Consider the following 18675-nt stretch of genomic DNA (forward strand, 5'->3'; position numbering starts at 1 on the left):
CGAGCCATGGCGCACGACCTGACCTGTCCCTCCTGCGGTGAGTCCGACGCACTGCACGGAGAGCCGTTCGAGGGCGATATCCGGGTGACCTGCCGGGCCTGCGGCGCGGTGTGGCTGCGGGGCGGTGCGCGCTGTGCGAGCTGCGGCGGTACCGACATCGTGGCGCGTCCGCAGGCGATGACCCGGCACTCGCGCGGCACGCAGCTCTCGATCATCGGCTGGCGGCAGCTCCCGCTGTGCCGGTTCTGCGACTCCGAGGCGCTGGAGCGGTCCATTGCGGAGAACGTCCCGGTGCCGGACACCTATGTCTCCGCGGCGCTGCACGCCCCCGGTGACGCCAAGGCGCCAGTACGGCCAGTACGGTCCGTGCGCCCCGCACTGGCCCGGGTGGCAGCACCCGAGCCGGACGCGCAGCCGCGGGCGGCGAAGCCCGCCACTGAGCCTGCCGCCAAGCCCGCCTCCCGCCCGGCCCCGCAGCGGCCGAAGGCCAAGCCCGCCAACACTCAGGTGCCCACCGTCCGGCAGGCGATCCAGGCCTTCCTCACCGAGGCGTCCGGCGAGGTGGACAACACCGCGATGCTGCTGCTCGGCACCCACCTCGGCTCGTACAACCGGCTCAGCACGCTCGATGAGCCAGGCGCCGCCCATGCCCTCGCTGAGTGGTTCGACGGCCGTTGGGAGGACCGGAACAGCCCGGCCGGTCAGCGGGCACTGAGCACGGTCTGCCGGGCCATCGACTTCTGGGGCGCCCGCGGCTGGCTCGCCTCGGATCCGGCGGCGGAACTGCGCTGACCGTGGCCTCGGCGCGTAACATCTTCCGCAGGTACCTGTCGGCCTCTGAGCTCAGCCTTGTCTGTCCAGCTGGCGCCGCAGTGTCGCGGCGAAGTCCTCGGCGGCAATGAGCTGGGCGCGCAGCTTCTCACAGCGGGCGTCCGCCACCTTGCGGTAGGCGTCCAGTCGCTCGCGCAGCCGTTCCCGGTCCGCCGCCGGAGGCGGCTCGGTCGCGGAGAGCCGGTCGGTGATCTCCAGCAGGTCCCGCGTCTCCTCCAGTGAGAAGTCCAGCGGCTTCATCCGCCGGATCACCATCAGTCGCTCCACATCGGACTCCGTGTAGAGCCGGAAGCCGCCCTTGCTGCGGGCGGAGGGGGTAACGAGCCCCACTTCCTCGTAGTGCCGGATCGTGCGCAGCGACAAACCCGTTCGCTCGGCCACCTCGCCGATCTGCATCTGCCGCTGAGTCATCGCCGCGCATTCTCCTCTTGGTTGCCGTCACTTTTCGGATGCGCTAAGCACAGCCCCGCCCAGTGAGATGAATCACAGGGTCGGAAGCATTGTTCACCTGTGATTCATAGCTCACCGGTCGCATCCATCCCTCACGTCAGGGTAGAGTCTGTTTCACGGGCGGAACACCGCCCAGCCGCAACGAAGGCCCGACGGGGCCCGGCGGCACCCGCAGACCTCTCGGGCAATGATGCCCGACCGGTAGCCCACGGCGGCTACCGACTCCCGGTCCCGCACTGTCCTGGACGACGGCCGCGATGTGACCGGACTCCCGTCCCGGAGTCGCGCACGATGCGCGCGCAGCCGCTCTGCGCGCCCGAACAGAAACGGATGCATGTCCGCTCTAGCAACAGCCTCCCGGCTGCGTATGTCCCGCCCGGACTTTCTGTCGTCCCCGAAGGTGTTCCGCACCGAGGTACTGGCCGGTCTCGTGGTCGCCCTCGCGCTGATTCCCGAGGCGATCTCGTTCTCGATCATCGCCGGGGTCGACCCCAGCGTCGGCCTGTTCGCCTCCTTCACCATGGCCGTGGTGATCTCGGTCATCGGTGGCCGCAAGGCAATGATCTCCGCCGCGACCGGGGCGATCGCGCTGGTCATCGCCCCGCTCAACCATCAGTACGGGCTGGGCTATCTCATCGGCGCCGTCATCCTCGGCGGCCTGATGCAGGTCGCGCTGGGCGCGGTGGGTGTGGCCAAGCTGATGCGCTTTGTGCCGCGTTCGGTGATGGTGGGCTTCGTCAACGCCCTGGCCATCCTGATCTTCCTGGCCCAGGTGCCGGAGATGACCCATGTGCCATGGCCGGTCTACCCGCTGGTTGTCGGCGGACTGGCGCTGATGGTCCTCTTCCCGAAGATCACCAAGACGGTCCCCGCGCCGCTGGTCTCCATCGTCATCCTGACCGTGATCACCATCGCGGCCGGCATCGCCGTGCCGACCGTCGGCGACAAGGGCGAGCTGCCCTCCGCGCTGCCGGTGCCCGGCCTGCCCGACATCCCCTTCACCCTGGACGCGCTGGCCACCATCGCCCCCTACGCTTTCGCATTCGCGCTGGTGGGTCTGATGGAGTCGCTGATGACCGCCAAGCTCGTCGATGACATCACCGACGAGCACTCCAACAAGACCCGGGAGTCCATCGGTCAGGGCATCGCCAATGTCATCACCGGCTTCTTCGGCGGCATGGGCGGCTGCGCGATGATCGGCCAGACCATGATCAACGTGAAGACCGCGGGCGCCCGCACGAGGCTGTCCACCTTCCTGGCCGGTGTCTTCCTGATGGTCCTGGTGGTCGTCTTCGGGCCCGTCGTCTCCAACATCCCGATGGCGGCGCTGGTCGCCGTGATGATCCTGGTCTCCTTCGCCACCTTCGACTGGCACTCGGTCGCCCCCAGGACGCTGCAGCGTATGCCGGTCAGTGAGACCGTGGTGATGGTCGTGACGGTGATCGCGGTCGTGGCCACCCACAATCTCGCCATCGGCGTGATCGTCGGTGTTATCACCGCCATGGTGGCCTTCGCCCGACGGGTGGCCCACCTGGCCCAGGTCTCCGGGGTCGTTGACCCCGACGGCGGGCAGGTCGTCTACTCGGTCACCGGCGAGCTCTTCTTCGCCTCGTCCAATGACCTCGTCTACCAGTTCGACTACAAGAACGACCCGGACGATGTGGTGATCGACCTGTCCAGCGCCCACATCTGGGACGCCTCCTCGGTGGCCGCACTGGACGCGATCGAGACCAAGTACGCCTCCCGCGGCAAGAAGGTCACCATCGTCGGCCTCAACAAGCCCAGCGCCGAGATGCACGAGAAGCTGGCGGGCCAGCTCACCGCCGGCCACTGAGCCGACCGCCCTCCCCGCCAGCCATGGGCCGCGGGAAGGGCGGTCTTCACACCGCGCGGCCGGACCGGACACCATGCCCTGACTGCCCCGGTCCGGCCCGCGCACTCCCCAGGAGCATCCGCTGAGCACCTCCGCTGACTCCCCGCCCTCCAACCCCGTCGGCCAACAGCGGGCTGGGGGACCGGTATCGGGGAGCCGCCGCTTCTCCGGCTGGCGGATCACCGGCTTCAGCGCCCTGGCCCCGGTCGGGGCTGTATTCGGCTCGCCGTCTGGGCGATCGTGGTCCCCATCGCACTGCTGGGCATCCGTAACCGGCCCGCGGATTTGGGCCAGCACGTGGACGGAACACCGCCGCAAGGCGGCCAAGCCGCCGCCCACGAGGGCAGCGGCTGCCCGCTGCGGCAGGTGCTGCGCACCGGGATGTTCTGGGCGACAGCCGCCTGTCTGGCCGCCAGCAGCATGCTCGTCACCGGCCTGAACTTCCACCAGATCGCCCTGCTCGGTGAGCGCGGCCTCAGCCCCGTCGCCCACCTCGGCGCGATCCGTGGCAGCGCCCACACCGTCACCGTCGCCGCCAGCGCATTCGGCCCCGTCGCGGTCGCCCTGGGCTGCGACCTCACCGGCCAGTACGCAGCGGAGCCCTCTTACGTGAAGGCGTCGGTGCGTGCCGTGCCGTCCCAGCCGCCGGACGGGGCCCGCAGTTTGTACAGGGCGGCGACGGTCGGGGCGACATCGACCGTACGGGCGGGAGCGTCGCTGACGGCGCCGGCGCGGATGCGCTTGGAGCCACCGGTGATGAAGAAGGGGATGGGCAGCGTCGCGGGGTGGCCGTGATTGCCGGGGATGGGGTTGGAGAGCGGGCGCGGGTCGGAGAAGCGGTAACCGGGGCGGACATAGGCGACCAGGTCTCCGGCGTGGGTGCCCAGGCGCAGTTCGGCCGGGTCGTGGACCGACAGCACCCCCTTCTCCGCGGTGACCAGCTGCCGTGCCCGGGCCAGCGCCCGCTTGCGCTGGCTGGCTGGGCCGGTCCAGTAGAGCAGGTCAGCGCCTCCGTTCTGGGCGATCTCGACCCGGTCCTTGAGGAGCGGGTCATCGTTCAGGACGGGGGCGAGGGTGACCATATGGGTGGGTATGGACCAGTCCATGGAGTGGTCGGCCAGTACGAGGAGCACGCTGTTCTCCCACCGGCCGGTCTCCTTGAGGTGGCGGACGACCCGGCCGATCTGCACATCCGTGTTGACGAGTGCGGCCTTGCGCGCCAGCTCAAGCGTCGTACCGGTGAGGTCGCTGTGTCCGACCCGGTCCACATCGCCGAAGTTCACGAACATCAGGTCAGGATCGGCACTGTCGATCATCGCGATGGCGGCGTCGGCGGTGAAGTTGTCGGGTGCGTGCCCGGTGAGCGGCAGCAGCGGCCTGGGCTCCCACTGCACATCCGCGCGGGTGCCGAAGATGCCGTGCAGATAGCGCTTCGACAGTACGGTGCCGCTGGTCCGGCCCGTTCGGCGAAGCAGCTCGAACAGGGTGGTGGTCCGCAGGTCGCCGGGCCGGTCCAGATCGCGTACGGCCTTCTCCGCCCGGTCGTACACCGCGTTCGCCGGTACTCCGGACCGGTCGGGGCGTACGCCCGTCATCATCATGACGTGGTTGGGGATGGTCTCCATGACCGGCAACGACTGGGCGCCCGGGTATGTCGTGCCGGTGTCGCGCAGCTTGGACAGGCGCGGCATGAGGAGCGGGCGTATCTCGTCCGGTCGGCACCCGTCCACCACGAGGACATAGGTGCGCAGCCGCGACTCGGCGGCGCCAGCGGTGAGGGCGCCGAACCCGAGGCCGCCGAGTATGGCTCCGCCCGCGCCGCCTGCGACGGTGGCGAGCAGCTTACGGCGGGACATGCGGGACTGGGCATGGCGGGACAAGGATGCCTCCAACAGGGGTGGGGAATGGGGGCGTTGCGATCAGCGGGCGAGCGCTACGCGACGGTAACATTCGTTCCCGTCCTGTCGGCTACGTTTGTGTGACCGCAGGCGTAACGGACGGAGCTGCCATGGCGGGATGGCTCCGACGGTGAGGCGTCCTCGGCGGGGGATCCGGTCTGATGCTTCTTGGACTACAGCAGGGTGAGTTGGGTGCAGCCTGAGGTGCTCTCGGGCTCCTCGGCAGGGTCCGGGAGGCGGCGGGCCGTGCCGGGGGAGGAGGGGCCGATGCCGTACTCGGCGGCGAGTTCGTGCACTTGGCGGGTGATACGGCGCTGGTACCACTTGGGGGCGTAGGAGCCGTCGGCGTACAACGCCTCGTAGTGGCGTACAAGGCCGGGGTGGTGCTCGGTGAGCCAGGTCATGAACCACTCGCGGGCGCCGGGGCGCAGATGCAGGGTGAGCGGGGTGACCGAGGTGGCGCCCGCGGCGGCGATGGCGCGGACGGTGGCGCGGAGCTGGGCGGGGGAGTCGCCGAGGAAGGGGATCACCGGGGCCATCAGCACCCCGCAGCCGATGCCGTGCTCGGTCAGGGTGCGGACCACGCCGAGGCGGCGCTCGGGCGCCGGGGTGCCCGGCTCGACGGTGCGCCACAGGGGCTCGTCGAGGAAGCCGACGGAGACCGAGACCCCGACATCGGTCACCGCCGCCGCGGAGCGCAGCAGATCGAGGTCGCGCAGGATCAGCGTCCCCTTGGTGAGGATGGAGAACGGGTTGGCGTAGTCGCGCAGCGCGGTCAGGATGCCCGGCATCAACCGGTATCGCCCTTCCGCACGTTGGTAACAGTCGACATTGGTGCCCATCGCGATGTGCTCGCCGCGCCAGCGGCGGGCGGCCAGCTCACGGCGGAGCAGATCGGGCGCGTTGGTCTTCACCACGATCTGGGAGTCGAAGCCGAGTCCGGTGTCCAGGTCGAGATAGCTGTGCGTCTTGCGGGCGAAGCAGTAGACGCAGGCGTGCGAGCAGCCCCGGTAGGGGTTCACCGTCCATTCGAACGGCATCCGGGAGGCGCCCGGCACCCGGTTCACGATCGAACGCGCCCGTACCTCATGGAAGGTGATCCCGCGGAACTCGGGGGTGTCGAAGGTACGGGTCACGACGTCCGTGCCGAACAGCGTGACCGGGCCGCTGTCGCCGTCGTCGCGCAGATTGTCCCAGCGCATGGTGCCTCCTCGTGTCGCCGTTCAGGAATAGAACATCTGTTCCCATCAACGGTGTCAAGCTGGATTTTGGTGGGTGGCGTGATGGTGGTGGGATGACTGTGAAGCCCGTAGCGACGGTCCATGGGTCGACGCATCACCACAGGAGGAGTCATGGCGCAGGTCGAGGCCACTACGCAGCGTGAGATCGCGGCGGATCCGGACGATGTCTTCGACGCCATCGCGGATTACAGCGGCACCCGCGAGAAGCTGCTCCCCGGCCACTTCAGCGAGTACGAGGTCCGTGAGGGCGGTGACGGCAAGGGCACCCTGGTGCACTGGAAGCTCCAGGCGACCAGCAAGCGGGTCCGTGACTGTCTGCTTGAGGTCGATGAGCCAACGGAGGGGCAGCTCGTGGAGAAGGACCGCAACTCCTCGATGGTCACCACCTGGACCGTGACCCCCGGTTCGGCGGCGGGGAGCTCCCGGGTGACCGTCACCACCACCTGGAATGGCGCCGGTGGCATCGGCGGCTTCTTTGAGAAGACCTTCGCTCCCAGGGGACTTGGCCGGATCTACGACGAGGTGCTCGCCAAGCTCGCCGCCCAGGTCGAGAAGTAACCCTCCGGTCCACTCACCGGTTCGGGTGGTTTCCGGCAAAGGCAGTGGTGCGCCCGGCGTGCCACTGCCCCGCTGAAAGCCGCAGCTGAGCGGCCGGAAAGGCGCCCCGGGCAACGGACTTGACCGCCCGTTGGGCAGGGAGTGCCCGACTTGCTCATCCTTGTCGCGCAATGCGAGAAATAGCAGCCCATACGGGGCGAAGCTGGCCTGACAAGGGGAGTGTGAATGGGCGGGATCCACCTGCTGGAGAAGGAGCGCCCGACGCCTGCGTCCGTCGCGGTGACGCTGGAGATCCCCGGACCAGACAAGACCCCGCCGCCTCCGACGGCACCGGTGGGATCGCCTGTGCCACCGGCTGTGCCGTCAGCCGTCTCACCGTCCGACGCACGACCCGGCCCGCGCCGGAACCGGCTGGTCTTCCCCGCCCTGCTGCTCGCCCTGCTGCTGGCGGCGCTCGGCCAGACCATCGTCGCCACCGCCCTGCCGAAGGCCGCCGGTGAACTCCACGGTCTGGACGGGATGTCCTGGGCCCTCATCTCGTATCTGCTCGCCGCCACCATCGTGCTGCCGGTCCACGGCAAGCTCGGCGACCTCTTCGGGCGCAAGGGTCCCTTCCTGTTCGCCCTCGCCGTCTTTGTCATCGGCTCCGCGCTGGCCGGCTGGTCCCGCTCGACAGAGGAGCTCACGGTGTACCGCGCTCTCCAGGGCATCGGCGCGGGCGGACTTGTGGTCGGTGCGCAGGCGATCACGGCCGACCTCGTGCCGCCCCGCGCACGCGGCCGTCATATGGGCCTGATCGGTGCCACTCTCGGCCTCGCGGTTCTCGCCGGACCGGCGCTCGGCGGCTTTGTCACCGACCATGTCTCCTGGCGCTGGTGCTTCTACGCCAACGTCCCCCTCGGGGCGCTGACCTTCCTTGTCCTCGCCCTCGCCCTCAAACTGCCGCGCCCCGCGCGCCGCCACAAGCTCGATGTGCCCGGCGCGCTGCTGCTCGCCGCCGCCACCAGCTGTCTGATTCTGCTGGCCCATTGGGCTGTCACGGAGTACGGCTGGCAGTCCCGGGCTGTGCTCGGCCTGGCCGCGGGCGCCGTCGTCACGGCTCTGCTCTTCCTCGTCATCGAGCACACAGCCGATGAACCGATTCTCCCACCGCGGCTGTTCCGGGACTCCGTCTTCACCGTCACCAGCGTCCTCAGCGCCCTTGTCGGGGCCGCGCTCTTCGGCGTCGCCAGCCATCTGCCCGCCTATCTGCAGCTGACCGAGGGCGCGAGCGCCACCGAGTCCGGGCTGCTGATACTCCCCATGGCGGGCGGCGTCATGCTGGCCTCCATCACCTGCGGGCAGCTCATCGCCCGCACCGGCCGCTACAAGCTCTATCTCCTGCCTGGCTGCGGCACCGTGGCCGTCGGCATGTGGCTGCTCTCCCGGCTGGAGCCCGGAACACCACGGGTGGGCTACGGCGCCTGGCTGGCCATCGTGGGCATCGGTATCGGTCTGGTGCTGCCCGTGCTCATCCTGGCGATGCAGAATTCCGTACGCCCGGCTGATCTGGGCGCCGCCACCGGCGCCCACAACTACGCCCGGCAGCTGGGCGGTTCGGCCGGTGTCGTCGGTGTCACCGCCTTTGGCGCCCTGCCGCAGATCTTCCTTTACTTCGTACCCGTGCTGGTCCTCGGACTTGTGCTCAGCTTCCTGCTCAAGGAGAAACCCCTGGTGGTCACCCACACCCATATCCCGGAAGCCCGCAGCCCACAGCCCCGTACCGGCGGGGTGCCGCTCCCCTCCGGCGGTGTGCCGGTGTGCGGTGCCGTGCAGCACCATGACGGCAGCTCGGTGCCGCGTGCCGCGCTCACCCTGATCGACAGCGGCGGCGGGCAGATCGGCCGCAGCGCCACCGGGGAGGACGGCCGCTATGCGCTGACCGTGCCCGGCGCGGGGTCGTATGTACTGATCGCGGCGGCGGCCGGGCATCAGCCGCAGGCCGTCAGCGTTACGGTCGGCGAGCGACCGGTTGATCTCGATGTCGTCCTCGGCGGCGCCGGGCAGCTCGGGGGCAGCGTGCTCACCCCCGAGGGCAACCCGGTCCGGGACGCGGCCGTGACGCTCACCGATGTACGGGGCGAGGTGGTCGCCACCGCGCGCAGCGGATGCGACGGCGGCTATGTGATGGCCGACCTGGTCGCCGGTGAGTACACCCTCGCCGCCAGCGCCCCCGTCTACCGCCCGGCCGCCCTCCCGGTGACCGTACAGGCCGCCCGCGAGACCCAGCAGGACATCGAACTGGCGGGTGGCGCGGTGCTGCGCGGAACCGTGCGCACCAAGGACGCCGGACGGCCCATCGAGGACGCGCGGGTGACCCTGATGGACGCGGCGGGCAATGTGGTGGACACGGCGCTCACCGGCGCGGACGGGACCTTCCGCTTCGCGGACCTCGCCTCCGGTGAGTACACCGTCATCGCGGCGGGCTATCCGCCGGTCGCCACCGTGCTTCAGATCGCGGGCGGCGGCCGCACCGAGCACGACCTCCAACTGGCCCACGATGCCTGAGCCATGTATCGCCGTTTCAATCGCCGTTTCAACTGACGGGTCATTGGGCGGAATGGCTGACTGACAGAGGTGTGCACCTGTCACAGTCCGCCCTAAGGCTTTTGTGACATCGGAGGGACGCGTAACGTTCCGAGCATGAAGATCCTCATCAGCGCCGATATGGAGGGCGCCACCGGGGTCACCTGGCCTGCCGATGTGCTGCCGGGTTCGGCACAGTGGGAGCGCTTCCGGCCGGTGTTCACCGGCGATGTGAACGCCGCCATCGCCGGGTTCTTCGCCGGCGGCGCCGATGAGGTGCTGGTGAACGAGGCCCACTGGAGCATGCGCAATCTGCTCCTGGAACAGCTCGATGGCCGGGCCCAGCTGCTCACCGGGCGGCACAAGGCGCTCAGCATGGTGGAGGGCGTACAGCACGGGGATGTGGACGGCATCGCCTTTGTGGGCTACCACACGGGTGCGGGCACCGAAGGGGTCCTCGCCCATACCTATCTGGCCAACTCCATCACCGGCGTCTGGGTCGACGGCACCCGGGCCAGCGAGGGCCTGCTCAACGCCCTGGTGGTCGCCGAGTACGGGGTGCCGGTGGTGCTGGTCACCGGCGACGACAAGACGTGCGAGGACGCCAAGGGGTATGCGCCGGGCGCCCGTACGGTCGCCGTCAAGGACTATGTCTCCCGCTACGCCGCCGTGTGCCGGGCCCCGGCCCGTACCGCCGCCGATATCCGTGCTGCGGCCCGCGCCGCCGCCGCGCTTGCGGTACGGCAGGAGCCGGTGACACAGCCGCACGAGGTGGCGCTGGAGTTCGATGCCGAGCATCTGGCCGGAGCGGCCACCGTGGTGCCCGGGGTACGGCAGGTGGGGGAGCGGCGGGTGGTGTACACCTCGCCGACCATGTACGAGGGCATCCGCTGCTTCAAGGCGGTCACAACGCTCGTTTCGGCGGCAGTGGAGGAGACATATGGCTGAGCAGGCCGGGCAGGTTGTGCAGGCTGGTCAGGCCGGACAGGCTGGACAGGCGGGACAGGCCGCCCACATTGACCAGCGGGCGCTCGATGAGGCGGTGAGCTACACCTCTGAGCTCATCCGCATCGACACCACCAACTATGGCGGCGGGGACGGCGCCGAGCGCCCGGCCGCCGAGTATGTCGCGCAGAAGCTGGCCGAGGTGGGTCTTGAGCCCACCTTGCTGGAGAAGGCCCGGGACCGCACCAATGTGGTCGCCAGGATCGAGGGCATGGACCCGTCGGCGGACGCGCTGCTGGTCCACGGCCATCTCGATGTGGTCCCGGCCGAGCCCGACGACTGGACCACGCACCCTTTCGCCGGGGAGATCCGTGACGGGGTGGTGTGGGGACGCGGCGCCGTCGATATGAAGGGCATGGACGCGATGGTCCTGTCCCTCGTACGCGCCTGGGCGCGCGCCGGAGTGCGGCCGCGCCGCGATATCGTGCTCGCCTTCACCGCCGATGAGGAGGACAGCGCCGACTATGGCTCCGGCTTCCTGACCGACCACCATCCCGAGCTCTTCGAGGGCTGTACGGAAGGCATCAGCGAATCCGGGGCCTTCACCTACCACGCCGACGAGGACCTGCGGCTCTACCCGGTCGCGGCGGGGGAGCGCGGCACCGCCTGGCTCAAGCTCACCGCGTACGGCCGGGCCGGACATGGCTCCAAGATCAACCGCTCCAACGCGGTGAGCCGTCTTGCCGCCGCCGTGACGCGCATCGGCGAGTACGCATGGCCGGTCCGGCTCACCCCCACGGTACGGGCGGCGCTCACCGAGCTGGCCGGGCTGTACGGGCTCGAACCCCCCGCGTTCGGCGCGCCCGGCTTTGACGTGGACGTCCTGCTCGGCAACCTGGGTGCCGCCGCCGCACTGGTCGAGCCGACCATCCGCAATGGCGCCAACCCGACGATGTTCAACGCCGGTTACAAGGTCAATGTCATCCCCGGCAGCGCCACCGCGTATATCGACGGCCGCATGCTGCCCGGCTTCGAGGAGGAGTTCGCCGCCACCCTGGACCGGCTGACCGGACCCGATGTCGAGTGGGAGTTCTACCACCGCGAGCCTCCCTTGCATGCGCCCGTGGATTCCGCGGCCTATTCCACGATGAGCGAGGCCCTGCGACACTTCGACCCGGACGCGCATGTCATTCCGTACTGCATGCCGGGCGGCACCGACGCCAAGCAGTTCGCCCGGCTCGGTGTCACCGGTTACGGCTTCTCCCCGCTGCGGCTCCCGAAGGGGTTCGACTACCCGGCCCTCTTCCATGGCGTTGACGAGCGGGTGCCCGTCGACGCCCTGCATTTCGGCGTCCGAGTCCTTGACCGCGCCCTGCTCGCCCTTTAGGAGGCGCACCCGATGGCGACGACCCGTTCAGCACCCGTCCCCTACGGCACCTGGCCCTCCCCGATCGACGCGCACCTCGTCGCCGCCCACGACGGGAAGCCGGAGTTCCTGGGGGCGATCGGCAGCGAGCTCTGGTGGACCGCGCCCCGCCCGGCGGAGGGCGGCCGCCGGGCGCTGATGCGGCTGCGCCCGGAGGGCGGTGCCGCCGAGTCCGTGCTGCCCGCGCCCTGGAATGTACGCAGCCGGGTCATCGAATACGGCGGCCAGCCCTGGGCCGGAGTCCAGCGGGCCGCGGGCGGACCGCTGGTGGTCTTCGTCCACTTCGCCGACCAGCGGCTCTACGCGTACGAGCCGGACACCCCCAGCAGCCCACCACGCCCGCTGACCCCCATCTCGCTGGTCGGGGGCGGCCTGCGCTGGGTGGACCCGGTGGTTCTGCCGGAACGCGGTGAGGTCTGGTGCGTACTGGAGGAGTTCACCGGTGAGCGGCCCACTGAGGTGCGGCGGGTGCTCGCCGCCGTACCGCTGGACGGCACGGCCGCCGATGACCGGGAGCGGCTGCGTGAACTGACCGACGACAGCTATGACTTCATCACCGGGCCCCGGCTCTCCCCCGACCGGCGGCATGTCGCCTGGCTCGCCTGGGATCATCCCCGGATGCCCTGGGACGGCACCGAGCTACGTCTCGCGGAACTCACCGAGGACGGCTGGCTGGAGCGGGTGCGTACCGTACTGGGCGGCCCGGAGGAGTCCATCGCCCAGATCGAGTGGGCCGCCGACGGCACGCTGCTCGCCGTCACCGACCGCTCCGGCTGGTGGAATCTGCACCGCGTCGACCCGGAGGGCGCCGCGCCGGTCAACCTCTGCCCGCGCGATGAGGAGTTCGCCGACGCGCTGTGGCGCATCGGGCAGCGCTGGTTCCTGCCGCTCGCCGGGGGCCCGGTCGCCGTGCTGCACGGCCGTGGCGCCAAGGCCCTGGCCATACTGGACCCGGAGACCGGCGAGCTGGTGGACGCTCCGGGGCCATGGACCGAGTGGGGTGCGGCTCTCGCGGTCGACGACACCCGGGTGGTGGGGATCGCGGCCAGCCCGCGCAGCGCTTACGAGATCGTCGAGCTTGACACCGGCACCGGGCACAGCCGGGTACTCGCCGAGGCGCACCGGGATCCGGTGGACCCGGCGTACTATCCCGAGCCGCTGATCCGCACCTTCACCGGCCCCGAAGGCCGCGAGATCCATACACATCTGTATCCGCCGCACCACCCTGACCACGCCGCCCCCGACGGTGAATTGCCGCCGTATGCCATCTGGGCGCATGGCGGCCCGACCGGGCGTTCTCCGCTCGTACTCGATCTGGAGATCGCCTACTTCACCTCCCGTGGCATCGGTGTCGCCGAGGTCAACTATGGCGGCTCCACCGGCTACGGCCGTGCCTATCGCAACCGGCTGCGGGAGCAGTGGGGTGTGGTCGATGTCGAGGACTGCGCCGCTGTCGCCCGGGCCCTTGCCGATGAGGGCGGTGCGGACCGTGCCCGGCTCGCCATCCGTGGTGGCAGCGCGGGCGGCTGGACCGCCGCCGTCTCGCTCTGTTCGCCCGCCGCCGAGGGACTGTACGCCTGTGGGGCCATCAGCTTTCCGATCCTCGATCTCACGGAATGGACGGGCGATGCGACCCATGACTTCGAGTCCCGGTATCTGGAGTCCCTGGTCGGCCCCTACGAGCGCTGCCCCGGCCGCTACCGGGAGCGCTCTCCGGTGCACCACGCGGACAGGGTCAGCGTGCCCTTTCTGCTGCTGCAGGGGCTCGACGACGTGATCTGCCCGCCGGCGCAGTGCGAATGCTTCCTGGAGGCGGTGGACGGGCACGAGGTGCCGCACGCGTATATCGCCTTTGAGGGCGAGGGCCATGGCTTCCGCCGCGCCGACAGCATCGCCCGCGCCGTTGAGGCCGAGCTCTCCCTCTACGTCCAGACCTTCGGGATCAGCCGGGACGACGTACCCGCCCTGGAACTGAGCAAGTGACGGAACTGAGCACGTGACGGAATTGAGCAAGTAACCGGGGCGCGGCGCACGCCACGTCGGCCAGCTTGACATCGTTCGCGAGCTGGCCGACGGGACCTTGGGGAGTGGGGATTCAGCGCTGCTGCGCGTACACCTTCTCAACGAACTCCGCGATCTTGTCGTCAGACAGATGGTGCGCGAGGTCCGCCTCGCTGATCATGCCGACCAGCCGCTTGTTCTCGATGACCGGCAGCCGGCGGATCTGGTGCTCCTCCATCTCGTGCAGCACCTCGTTGATATCGGCGTTGGCGTCGATCCAGCGGGGGGTGCCCTTGGCGAGATCCCCGCAGGTCATCTTCGACGGATCGCGTCCTCCGGCAATGCACTCCACGACGATGTCGCGGTCCGTGACGATTCCGCAGAGTCGCTCGTTCACATCGCTGATGGGTAGTGCTCCCACACCCAGCTCACGCATCAGCTGGGCGGCGCGGTCGAGCGTCTCGGTGTTGGGAATCCACTGCGCACCCGGGTGCATGATGTCTTTGGCAGTGGGCATGACGTGTACCTCCAGAGTGTCCGGCAGAGTGTCCGGACGGTGACTTCCGTACGGCATCCTCATCGTCCACCGGCCCGGCGGGCCCGGCAACCGGAGCCGCCCTCAGCAGCCACCTGCCCCGGCGGTATCAGGTCCGGACGCGGCCACCCGGTTCACCCGGTCGGAGCAACGGCTCGGCGTAACCGGTCGCAGTAACTGGAATGCGCTTGCCGGGACCGCTGTTATGGCGGGTATGAAAGCCATCGCACAGCACAGTTACGGCGGCCCGGACGCGCTGGAACTCACCGAGCTGCCCGAACCCAAGCTCGCCCCCGACCAGGTCCTGGTGCGGGTGAAGGCCGCGGGCGTCAACCCCGTTGACTGGAAGATCGGCGCGGGCTATCTCGACCCGGCGCTGGAGACACACTTTCCGCTGGTCCCCGGCTGGGATGTGGCCGGAGTGGTCGAGCAGACCGGGCTGGACGCGAGCGAGTTCGCTGTCGGCGACGAAGTGATCGGCTATGTCAGGAAGGACGAGGTCCAGCACGGCACCTACGCCGAGCTGGTCGCCGCGCATGTGCGGCACGTGGCCCGTAAGCCCGCCGCACTCGACTGGTCGCAGGCCGCCGGACTGCCGCTGGCCGGGCTGACCGCCCTGCAGTCCCTGGACCGGCTCGCTGTCGGTGCGGGGGACACCGTGCTGGTGCACGCCGCGGCGGGCGGCGTCGGTTCACTGGGCGTGCAGATCGCCGTGGCGCGCGGGGCCCGGGTGATCGGCACCGCCAGCGAGCGTAACCATGACTTCCTGCGCGGACTTGGCGCCGAGCCCGTCACCTACGGCGAAGGGCTCGCCGACCGGGTCCGGGAGCTGGTCCCGGCGGGTGTGGACGCGGCCCTCGATTTCGCCGGGGGCGGCGCGGTCGAGGTCTCGCAGCAGGTGCTCAAGAAGCCGGAGCGGGTGCTGTCCGTCGTCGACCCCGAGGTCACCGCCAAGGGCGGGAAGTACCTCTTCGTACGGCCTGACGCGGGCGGCCTCACCGCGCTCGGGGATCTCGCCGACGCCGGCAAGCTGACCATCAGCGTGGAGCGTGCGCTGCCGCTGGCCGATGCCGCCGAGGCCTGGCGGCTCAGCCAGCAGGGCCGCACCCGGGGCAAGCTCGTCCTGAAGGTGAGCTGACCGGACATCTTCTAGCCGCCCGCTCCCGGACGGTCGACGTACTCGAAGATGGAGCCGTCCGGGTGGCGGGCCACCACGCTGCGGCCGATCGGGGTGGGTTGCGGACCGGCGATGATGTCGGCGCCGACCGCCTTGAGTTCAGCCACCGCCGTATCCGCGTCCCGGACCGCCAGGGTGGCTGTGATCTTGCGTAGTACCTCCAGATGCCCGGCGGGCCCGGTCATCAGAATGAAGGGGCCGACCGCGGCGGCCGACACCGGACCGCTCTCGAAACGCATCGCCTCGGCCCCGGTCAGGCGTTCGTACACCGCGATCGCGGAGTCCAGATCGTCGACGCACACACGCAGTGATGTTCCCAGGATGTCCATGGGCCCGAGGCTAGTTGGCGATGATCCACCGTGTCAGGCGCGGCACCGGATCTCGCCGTGCAGGACGGAGAACCAGCCGTCCGGATGCGCCCCCCAGGTACGCCAGGCCCCCGCGATCCGCGCCAGCTCGTCCGCCGTCGTATGCCCGCCGTCCACCGCGATGCGGGCGTAGTCCGAGCCGACCGTGCGGTCCGCCCAGAGGCCGCTCCACCAGGCGCGGTCCTCCGGTGTGGCGAAGCACCAGGTGGCCGAGGAGGCCGCGATCTCGGTGCAGCCCGCCGCCCGGGCCCAGGCCAGCAGCCGGCGGCCCGCGTCCGGCTCGCCGCCATTGGCGCGGGCGACCCGGCCGTAGAGCTCCTGCCAGGTGTCCAGCGCGGGCAGTCGTGGATACCAGGTCATCGCGGCGTAGTCCGACTCGCGGACGGCGATGGTCCCGCCCGGGCGGCACACCCGGCGCATCTCCCGCAACGCTTGCACCGGGTCGCCCACGTGCTGGAGGACCTGATGGGCGTGGACGACATCGAAGGTGTCATCGGGGAAGTCCAGGACGTGCACATCGGCCTGGCGGAACTCGACCTGGTCCAGACCGCGTTCAGCGGCGACCGCGCGGGCGGCCGTCAGGATGTCCGCGCTGTGATCGACCGCCGTGACCCGGCCCGGTGCGACCAGCTGGGCGAGATCGGCGGTGATGGTGCCTGGGCCGCAGCCCACATCGAGCAGGGTCATTCCGGGCCGCAGCCAGGGCAGCAGATACCCCGCCGAGTTGGCGGCGGTGCGCATGGGGGCACCGCCCATGCCCTTAAGGCTATGGGGGAAGTGGGAGCGCAGTACGGACTCGTGGTGGCCGTGGGTGTACACGGCGGTCTCCTCCGGCATGGTCCGTACGGTACGCCCATGGTCCATATTCCGAGAAGATGTGTCTTGCTATGTGGTCAGCGGCCGGTAGACCGTCAGTGCGTGGTCGGTCTTGGTCAGCAGCAATTCGCCGGGGGCGTCCATGACTTCACCGTCGTACGCCAGCCGGGTGCCCGGCTCGATCCAGTCGATCTGCAGCTTTCGCAGCCTGGCGTGCGCCCACACCGGCGACCGCCCCGACTGGACCACCCGGATATCCAGCAGCCCGTCCGCCAGATTGCTTCTCCGCCGTGGCGTGAGCCCCAGCCCCTTGTACCGGCAGTTCCCCGCGAAGAGCAGCCGCAGATGACGGTGCACTCCGTTGACGCTGACCTCCACCGTCCGTCCGCGGCGCAGTGCCCGTGCGGCGGCCAGCACGCCCGCGGACCACTCGCCTATATACGGCGCCCAGCGGTCCCGGGTCCGCAGCAGGTCCGGATAGACGCCCAGCGCGAAGGTGTTGATAAAGCTGCCGTCCGTGCCGAAGTGGGCCAGATCCACGGCCACCGCCTCGCCGCTGGTCACCGCGGTGCAGGCCGCTGCCGGGGTGGTGATGCCCAGATCGGAGGCGAAGTGGTTGCGCCGTCCGCCCGGCAGCACCGCCAGCGGCAGCCGGTGCCGGGCGGCGGTCCGGGCGGCGGCGCTGACCGTGCCGTCGCCCCCGAACACCCCCAGCGCCCCGCCGAGTTCAACCGCTCGCAGCGCCGCGCTCTCCAGCGTCCCGGCGAGCTGTCCGTCGCCCTGGCGGGAGTGGTACAGCCGCAACTCGGCTCCCGGCAGCAGCGCGGTGATCTGCTCGACGGCCGGGGGCGCCGGGCCCGCGCCCGTATTGACCACGACGACCAGGCCGCGGCCTTCCGGCAGCGCGGGAGCCGACGCGGGCGGCCGGACCGGTTCGGGGCCCGGGAACAGCCCGCGGACAGCGAAGGCCGCGCCCACGCCCAGGGCCAGGCCCGCCAGCACATCGCTGGGGTAGTGCACCCCCACGTAGACACGGGAGAACGCGACGGAGGCCGCCACCGGGGCCACCGCGACGCCCCAGCCGCGTGACTCAAGGGCCACTCCCGTGGCGAAGGCCGCCGCCGAGGCCGAGTGCCCCGACGGGAACGAGGTGCTGACCGGCTGCCGGTGCAGCTGCCGGATCACCGGTACGGCATCCAGCAGCGGCCGGACCCTGCGTACTGACCGCTTGCCCAGGGTGTTGACCGTCAACGACGCGAGCGCCAGCGAGGCGGTGCCGCGCAGTGCGGCGCGTCCCACCCGTGACCGGCCGCCGAGCCCGGAGGCGGCGATCGCGGCAGCGGTGGCGAACCACAGCAGCCCGTGGTTCGCACTGCGGCTGAGCCGGGGCAGCACCGGTTCGGCACCCGGCCACGCACGCCTGGCCACCATGCCGAACAGCCGCCGGTCCGCGCTGCTCAGCGCGGCCCGCAGCCGCCATGGGCCATCGTGCCCGGGACCGCTCACGGCTGGGTAGCCGCTCCGCCGGGCCAGGTGTCCGGCGCGGCGCGGCTGATATCGGCGAGTGCGGAGTCGGGGTCCTGCTCCTGCGCCAGGTCACCGAGGGTGACGATGCCCAGGGGGCGGCCCGCCTCAGCGACCGGCAGCCGCCGGACCGCGTGGGTCCGCATCAGATTGATGGCGACCGTGACCTCGTCGTCGGGCGAGACGGTGATCGGTTTCGGGGTGCAGACGGACTGGCAGCTCACGGTCAGCGGGTCCACACCGTCGGCGACCGCACGCATCACGATATCCCGGTCGGTGAGCACACCGATCAACTGGCCTTCCTTGGCGACCAGCACATCCCCGATGTCCTGTACGCGCATGAGCTGCGCCGCCTCCACCAGTGAGGCGTCGGGGCGTACGGAGGTGACGGTCGGGGTCATGACTTCCCGTACGAACTGTGCCATGACTGCTTGCCTTTCGTGGAACGGGATCCGTGGCTGAGCCGA

The 18675-nt window shown here is 70.1% G+C and carries 16 protein-coding genes; 8 read left to right on the plus strand and 8 right to left on the minus strand.

Going from position 1 to position 18675, the window contains the following annotated elements; translation table 11 throughout:
* Window positions 1-6: 6 nt before the first annotated feature.
* Window positions 7-792 (plus strand): NADH-quinone oxidoreductase subunit E, encoded by a 786-nt coding sequence (locus test1122_RS23265; protein WP_232271123.1) that lies wholly within the window; start codon window positions 7-9, stop codon window positions 790-792.
* A 51-nt stretch (window positions 793-843) separates the two neighbouring features.
* Here the strand turns inward: test1122_RS23265 and test1122_RS23270 are convergent, their stop codons facing one another.
* Complete coding sequence (locus test1122_RS23270) at window positions 844-1242, minus strand: MerR family transcriptional regulator (protein ID WP_232271124.1); 399 nt, start codon at window positions 1240-1242, stop codon at window positions 844-846.
* Between the two features lie 373 nt (window positions 1243-1615).
* Between test1122_RS23270 and test1122_RS23275 the strand changes: the two genes are divergently transcribed.
* The gene (locus test1122_RS23275; RefSeq protein ID WP_232271125.1) at window positions 1616-3115 is read left to right on the plus strand and encodes a SulP family inorganic anion transporter; all 1500 of its coding nucleotides are present in this window, start codon (window positions 1616-1618) and stop codon (window positions 3113-3115) included.
* Between the two features lie 644 nt (window positions 3116-3759).
* On the opposite strand, the gene test1122_RS23280 is transcribed toward test1122_RS23275, so the two are convergent.
* Both test1122_RS23280 and test1122_RS23285 read right to left on the minus strand, forming a co-directional pair.
* A complete protein-coding gene (locus test1122_RS23280; protein ID WP_232271126.1) occupies window positions 3760-5010 on the minus strand; it encodes an alkaline phosphatase family protein in 1251 nt (416 codons plus the stop codon).
* Between the two features lie 215 nt (window positions 5011-5225).
* Window positions 5226-6254 carry an Rv2578c family radical SAM protein gene (locus test1122_RS23285; protein ID WP_232271127.1) on the minus strand — a complete coding sequence of 343 codons (1029 nt, stop codon included), beginning with the start codon at window positions 6252-6254 and terminating at the stop codon, window positions 5226-5228.
* Between the two features lie 150 nt (window positions 6255-6404).
* Here test1122_RS23285 and test1122_RS23290 point away from each other — a divergent pair, with 150 nt between their 5' ends.
* The 5 genes from test1122_RS23290 to test1122_RS23310 all read left to right on the plus strand — a co-directional run bounded on the left by test1122_RS23290 (window position 6405) and on the right by test1122_RS23310 (window position 13770).
* Complete coding sequence (locus test1122_RS23290; protein ID WP_232271128.1) at window positions 6405-6851, plus strand: SRPBCC family protein; 447 nt, start codon at window positions 6405-6407, stop codon at window positions 6849-6851.
* Window positions 6852-7076: 225 nt separating this feature from the next.
* Window positions 7077-9398, plus strand: coding sequence for an MFS transporter (locus tag test1122_RS23295; protein WP_232271129.1), 2322 nt, complete (start codon window positions 7077-7079; stop codon window positions 9396-9398).
* A gap of 135 nt (window positions 9399-9533) precedes the next feature.
* Window positions 9534-10364 carry a M55 family metallopeptidase gene (locus test1122_RS23300; RefSeq protein ID WP_232271130.1) on the plus strand — a complete coding sequence of 277 codons (831 nt, stop codon included), beginning with the start codon at window positions 9534-9536 and terminating at the stop codon, window positions 10362-10364.
* The gene (locus test1122_RS23305) at window positions 10357-11748 is read left to right on the plus strand and encodes a M20/M25/M40 family metallo-hydrolase (RefSeq protein WP_232271131.1); all 1392 of its coding nucleotides are present in this window, start codon (window positions 10357-10359) and stop codon (window positions 11746-11748) included. Before test1122_RS23300 ends, test1122_RS23305 begins: the two co-directional genes overlap by 8 nt.
* A gap of 12 nt (window positions 11749-11760) precedes the next feature.
* Entirely contained in the window at window positions 11761-13770 is a 2010-nt protein-coding gene (locus test1122_RS23310) for a S9 family peptidase (RefSeq protein ID WP_232271132.1), read from the plus strand.
* 112 nt (window positions 13771-13882) lie between these two features.
* On the opposite strand, the gene test1122_RS23315 is transcribed toward test1122_RS23310, so the two are convergent.
* Window positions 13883-14305, minus strand: a complete 423-nt coding sequence (locus tag test1122_RS23315; RefSeq protein WP_232271133.1) for a CBS domain-containing protein — start codon at window positions 14303-14305, stop codon at window positions 13883-13885.
* Window positions 14306-14537: 232 nt separating this feature from the next.
* Between test1122_RS23315 and test1122_RS23320 the strand changes: the two genes are divergently transcribed.
* Window positions 14538-15461, plus strand: coding sequence for an NADP-dependent oxidoreductase (locus tag test1122_RS23320; protein ID WP_232271134.1), 924 nt, complete (start codon window positions 14538-14540; stop codon window positions 15459-15461).
* A gap of 11 nt (window positions 15462-15472) precedes the next feature.
* Here the strand turns inward: test1122_RS23320 and test1122_RS23325 are convergent, their stop codons facing one another.
* The 4 genes from test1122_RS23325 to test1122_RS23340 form a co-directional block, all read right to left on the minus strand.
* The gene (locus test1122_RS23325) at window positions 15473-15829 is read right to left on the minus strand and encodes a VOC family protein (protein ID WP_232271135.1); all 357 of its coding nucleotides are present in this window, start codon (window positions 15827-15829) and stop codon (window positions 15473-15475) included.
* Window positions 15830-15862: 33 nt separating this feature from the next.
* Complete coding sequence (locus test1122_RS23330; protein WP_232271136.1) at window positions 15863-16705, minus strand: class I SAM-dependent methyltransferase; 843 nt, start codon at window positions 16703-16705, stop codon at window positions 15863-15865.
* Window positions 16706-16753: 48 nt separating this feature from the next.
* Window positions 16754-18115 (minus strand): bifunctional phosphatase PAP2/diacylglycerol kinase family protein, encoded by a 1362-nt coding sequence (locus tag test1122_RS23335; protein ID WP_232272042.1) that lies wholly within the window; start codon window positions 18113-18115, stop codon window positions 16754-16756.
* A gap of 71 nt (window positions 18116-18186) precedes the next feature.
* Window positions 18187-18633, minus strand: coding sequence for a CBS domain-containing protein (locus tag test1122_RS23340; protein WP_232271137.1), 447 nt, complete (start codon window positions 18631-18633; stop codon window positions 18187-18189).
* Between the last annotated feature and the right edge of the window lie 42 nt (window positions 18634-18675).

The sequence above is a fragment of the Streptomyces gobiensis genome, assembly GCF_021216675.1.
Classification (GTDB): Bacteria; Actinomycetota; Actinomycetes; order Streptomycetales; family Streptomycetaceae; genus Streptomyces; species Streptomyces gobiensis.

Excerpts from the sequence above, each read along its gene's own strand:
- test1122_RS23295 (WP_232271129.1), top strand. The coding sequence starts at position 7,077 with ATGGGCGGGATCCACCTGCTGGAGAAGGAGCGCCCGACGCCTGCGTCC.
- test1122_RS23300 (WP_232271130.1), top strand. The coding sequence starts at position 9,534 with ATGAAGATCCTCATCAGCGCCGATATGGAGGGCGCCACCGGGGTCACC.
- test1122_RS23325 (WP_232271135.1), bottom strand. The coding sequence starts at position 15,829 with ATGGACATCCTGGGAACATCACTGCGTGTGTGCGTCGACGATCTGGAC.
- test1122_RS23275 (WP_232271125.1), top strand. The coding sequence starts at position 1,616 with ATGTCCGCTCTAGCAACAGCCTCCCGGCTGCGTATGTCCCGCCCGGAC.
- test1122_RS23310 (WP_232271132.1), top strand. The coding sequence starts at position 11,761 with ATGGCGACGACCCGTTCAGCACCCGTCCCCTACGGCACCTGGCCCTCC.
- test1122_RS23305 (WP_232271131.1), top strand. The coding sequence starts at position 10,357 with ATGGCTGAGCAGGCCGGGCAGGTTGTGCAGGCTGGTCAGGCCGGACAG.
- test1122_RS23290 (WP_232271128.1), top strand. The coding sequence starts at position 6,405 with ATGGCGCAGGTCGAGGCCACTACGCAGCGTGAGATCGCGGCGGATCCG.
- test1122_RS23340 (WP_232271137.1), bottom strand. The coding sequence starts at position 18,633 with ATGGCACAGTTCGTACGGGAAGTCATGACCCCGACCGTCACCTCCGTA.
- test1122_RS23315 (WP_232271133.1), bottom strand. The coding sequence starts at position 14,305 with ATGCCCACTGCCAAAGACATCATGCACCCGGGTGCGCAGTGGATTCCC.
- test1122_RS23280 (WP_232271126.1), bottom strand. The coding sequence starts at position 5,010 with ATGTCCCGCCGTAAGCTGCTCGCCACCGTCGCAGGCGGCGCGGGCGGA.
- test1122_RS23330 (WP_232271136.1), bottom strand. The coding sequence starts at position 16,705 with ATGCCGGAGGAGACCGCCGTGTACACCCACGGCCACCACGAGTCCGTA.
- test1122_RS23270 (WP_232271124.1), bottom strand. The coding sequence starts at position 1,242 with ATGACTCAGCGGCAGATGCAGATCGGCGAGGTGGCCGAGCGAACGGGT.
- test1122_RS23335 (WP_232272042.1), bottom strand. The coding sequence starts at position 18,115 with ATGGTGGCCAGGCGTGCGTGGCCGGGTGCCGAACCGGTGCTGCCCCGG.
- test1122_RS23320 (WP_232271134.1), top strand. The coding sequence starts at position 14,538 with ATGAAAGCCATCGCACAGCACAGTTACGGCGGCCCGGACGCGCTGGAA.
- test1122_RS23265 (WP_232271123.1), top strand. The coding sequence starts at position 7 with ATGGCGCACGACCTGACCTGTCCCTCCTGCGGTGAGTCCGACGCACTG.
- test1122_RS23285 (WP_232271127.1), bottom strand. The coding sequence starts at position 6,254 with ATGCGCTGGGACAATCTGCGCGACGACGGCGACAGCGGCCCGGTCACG.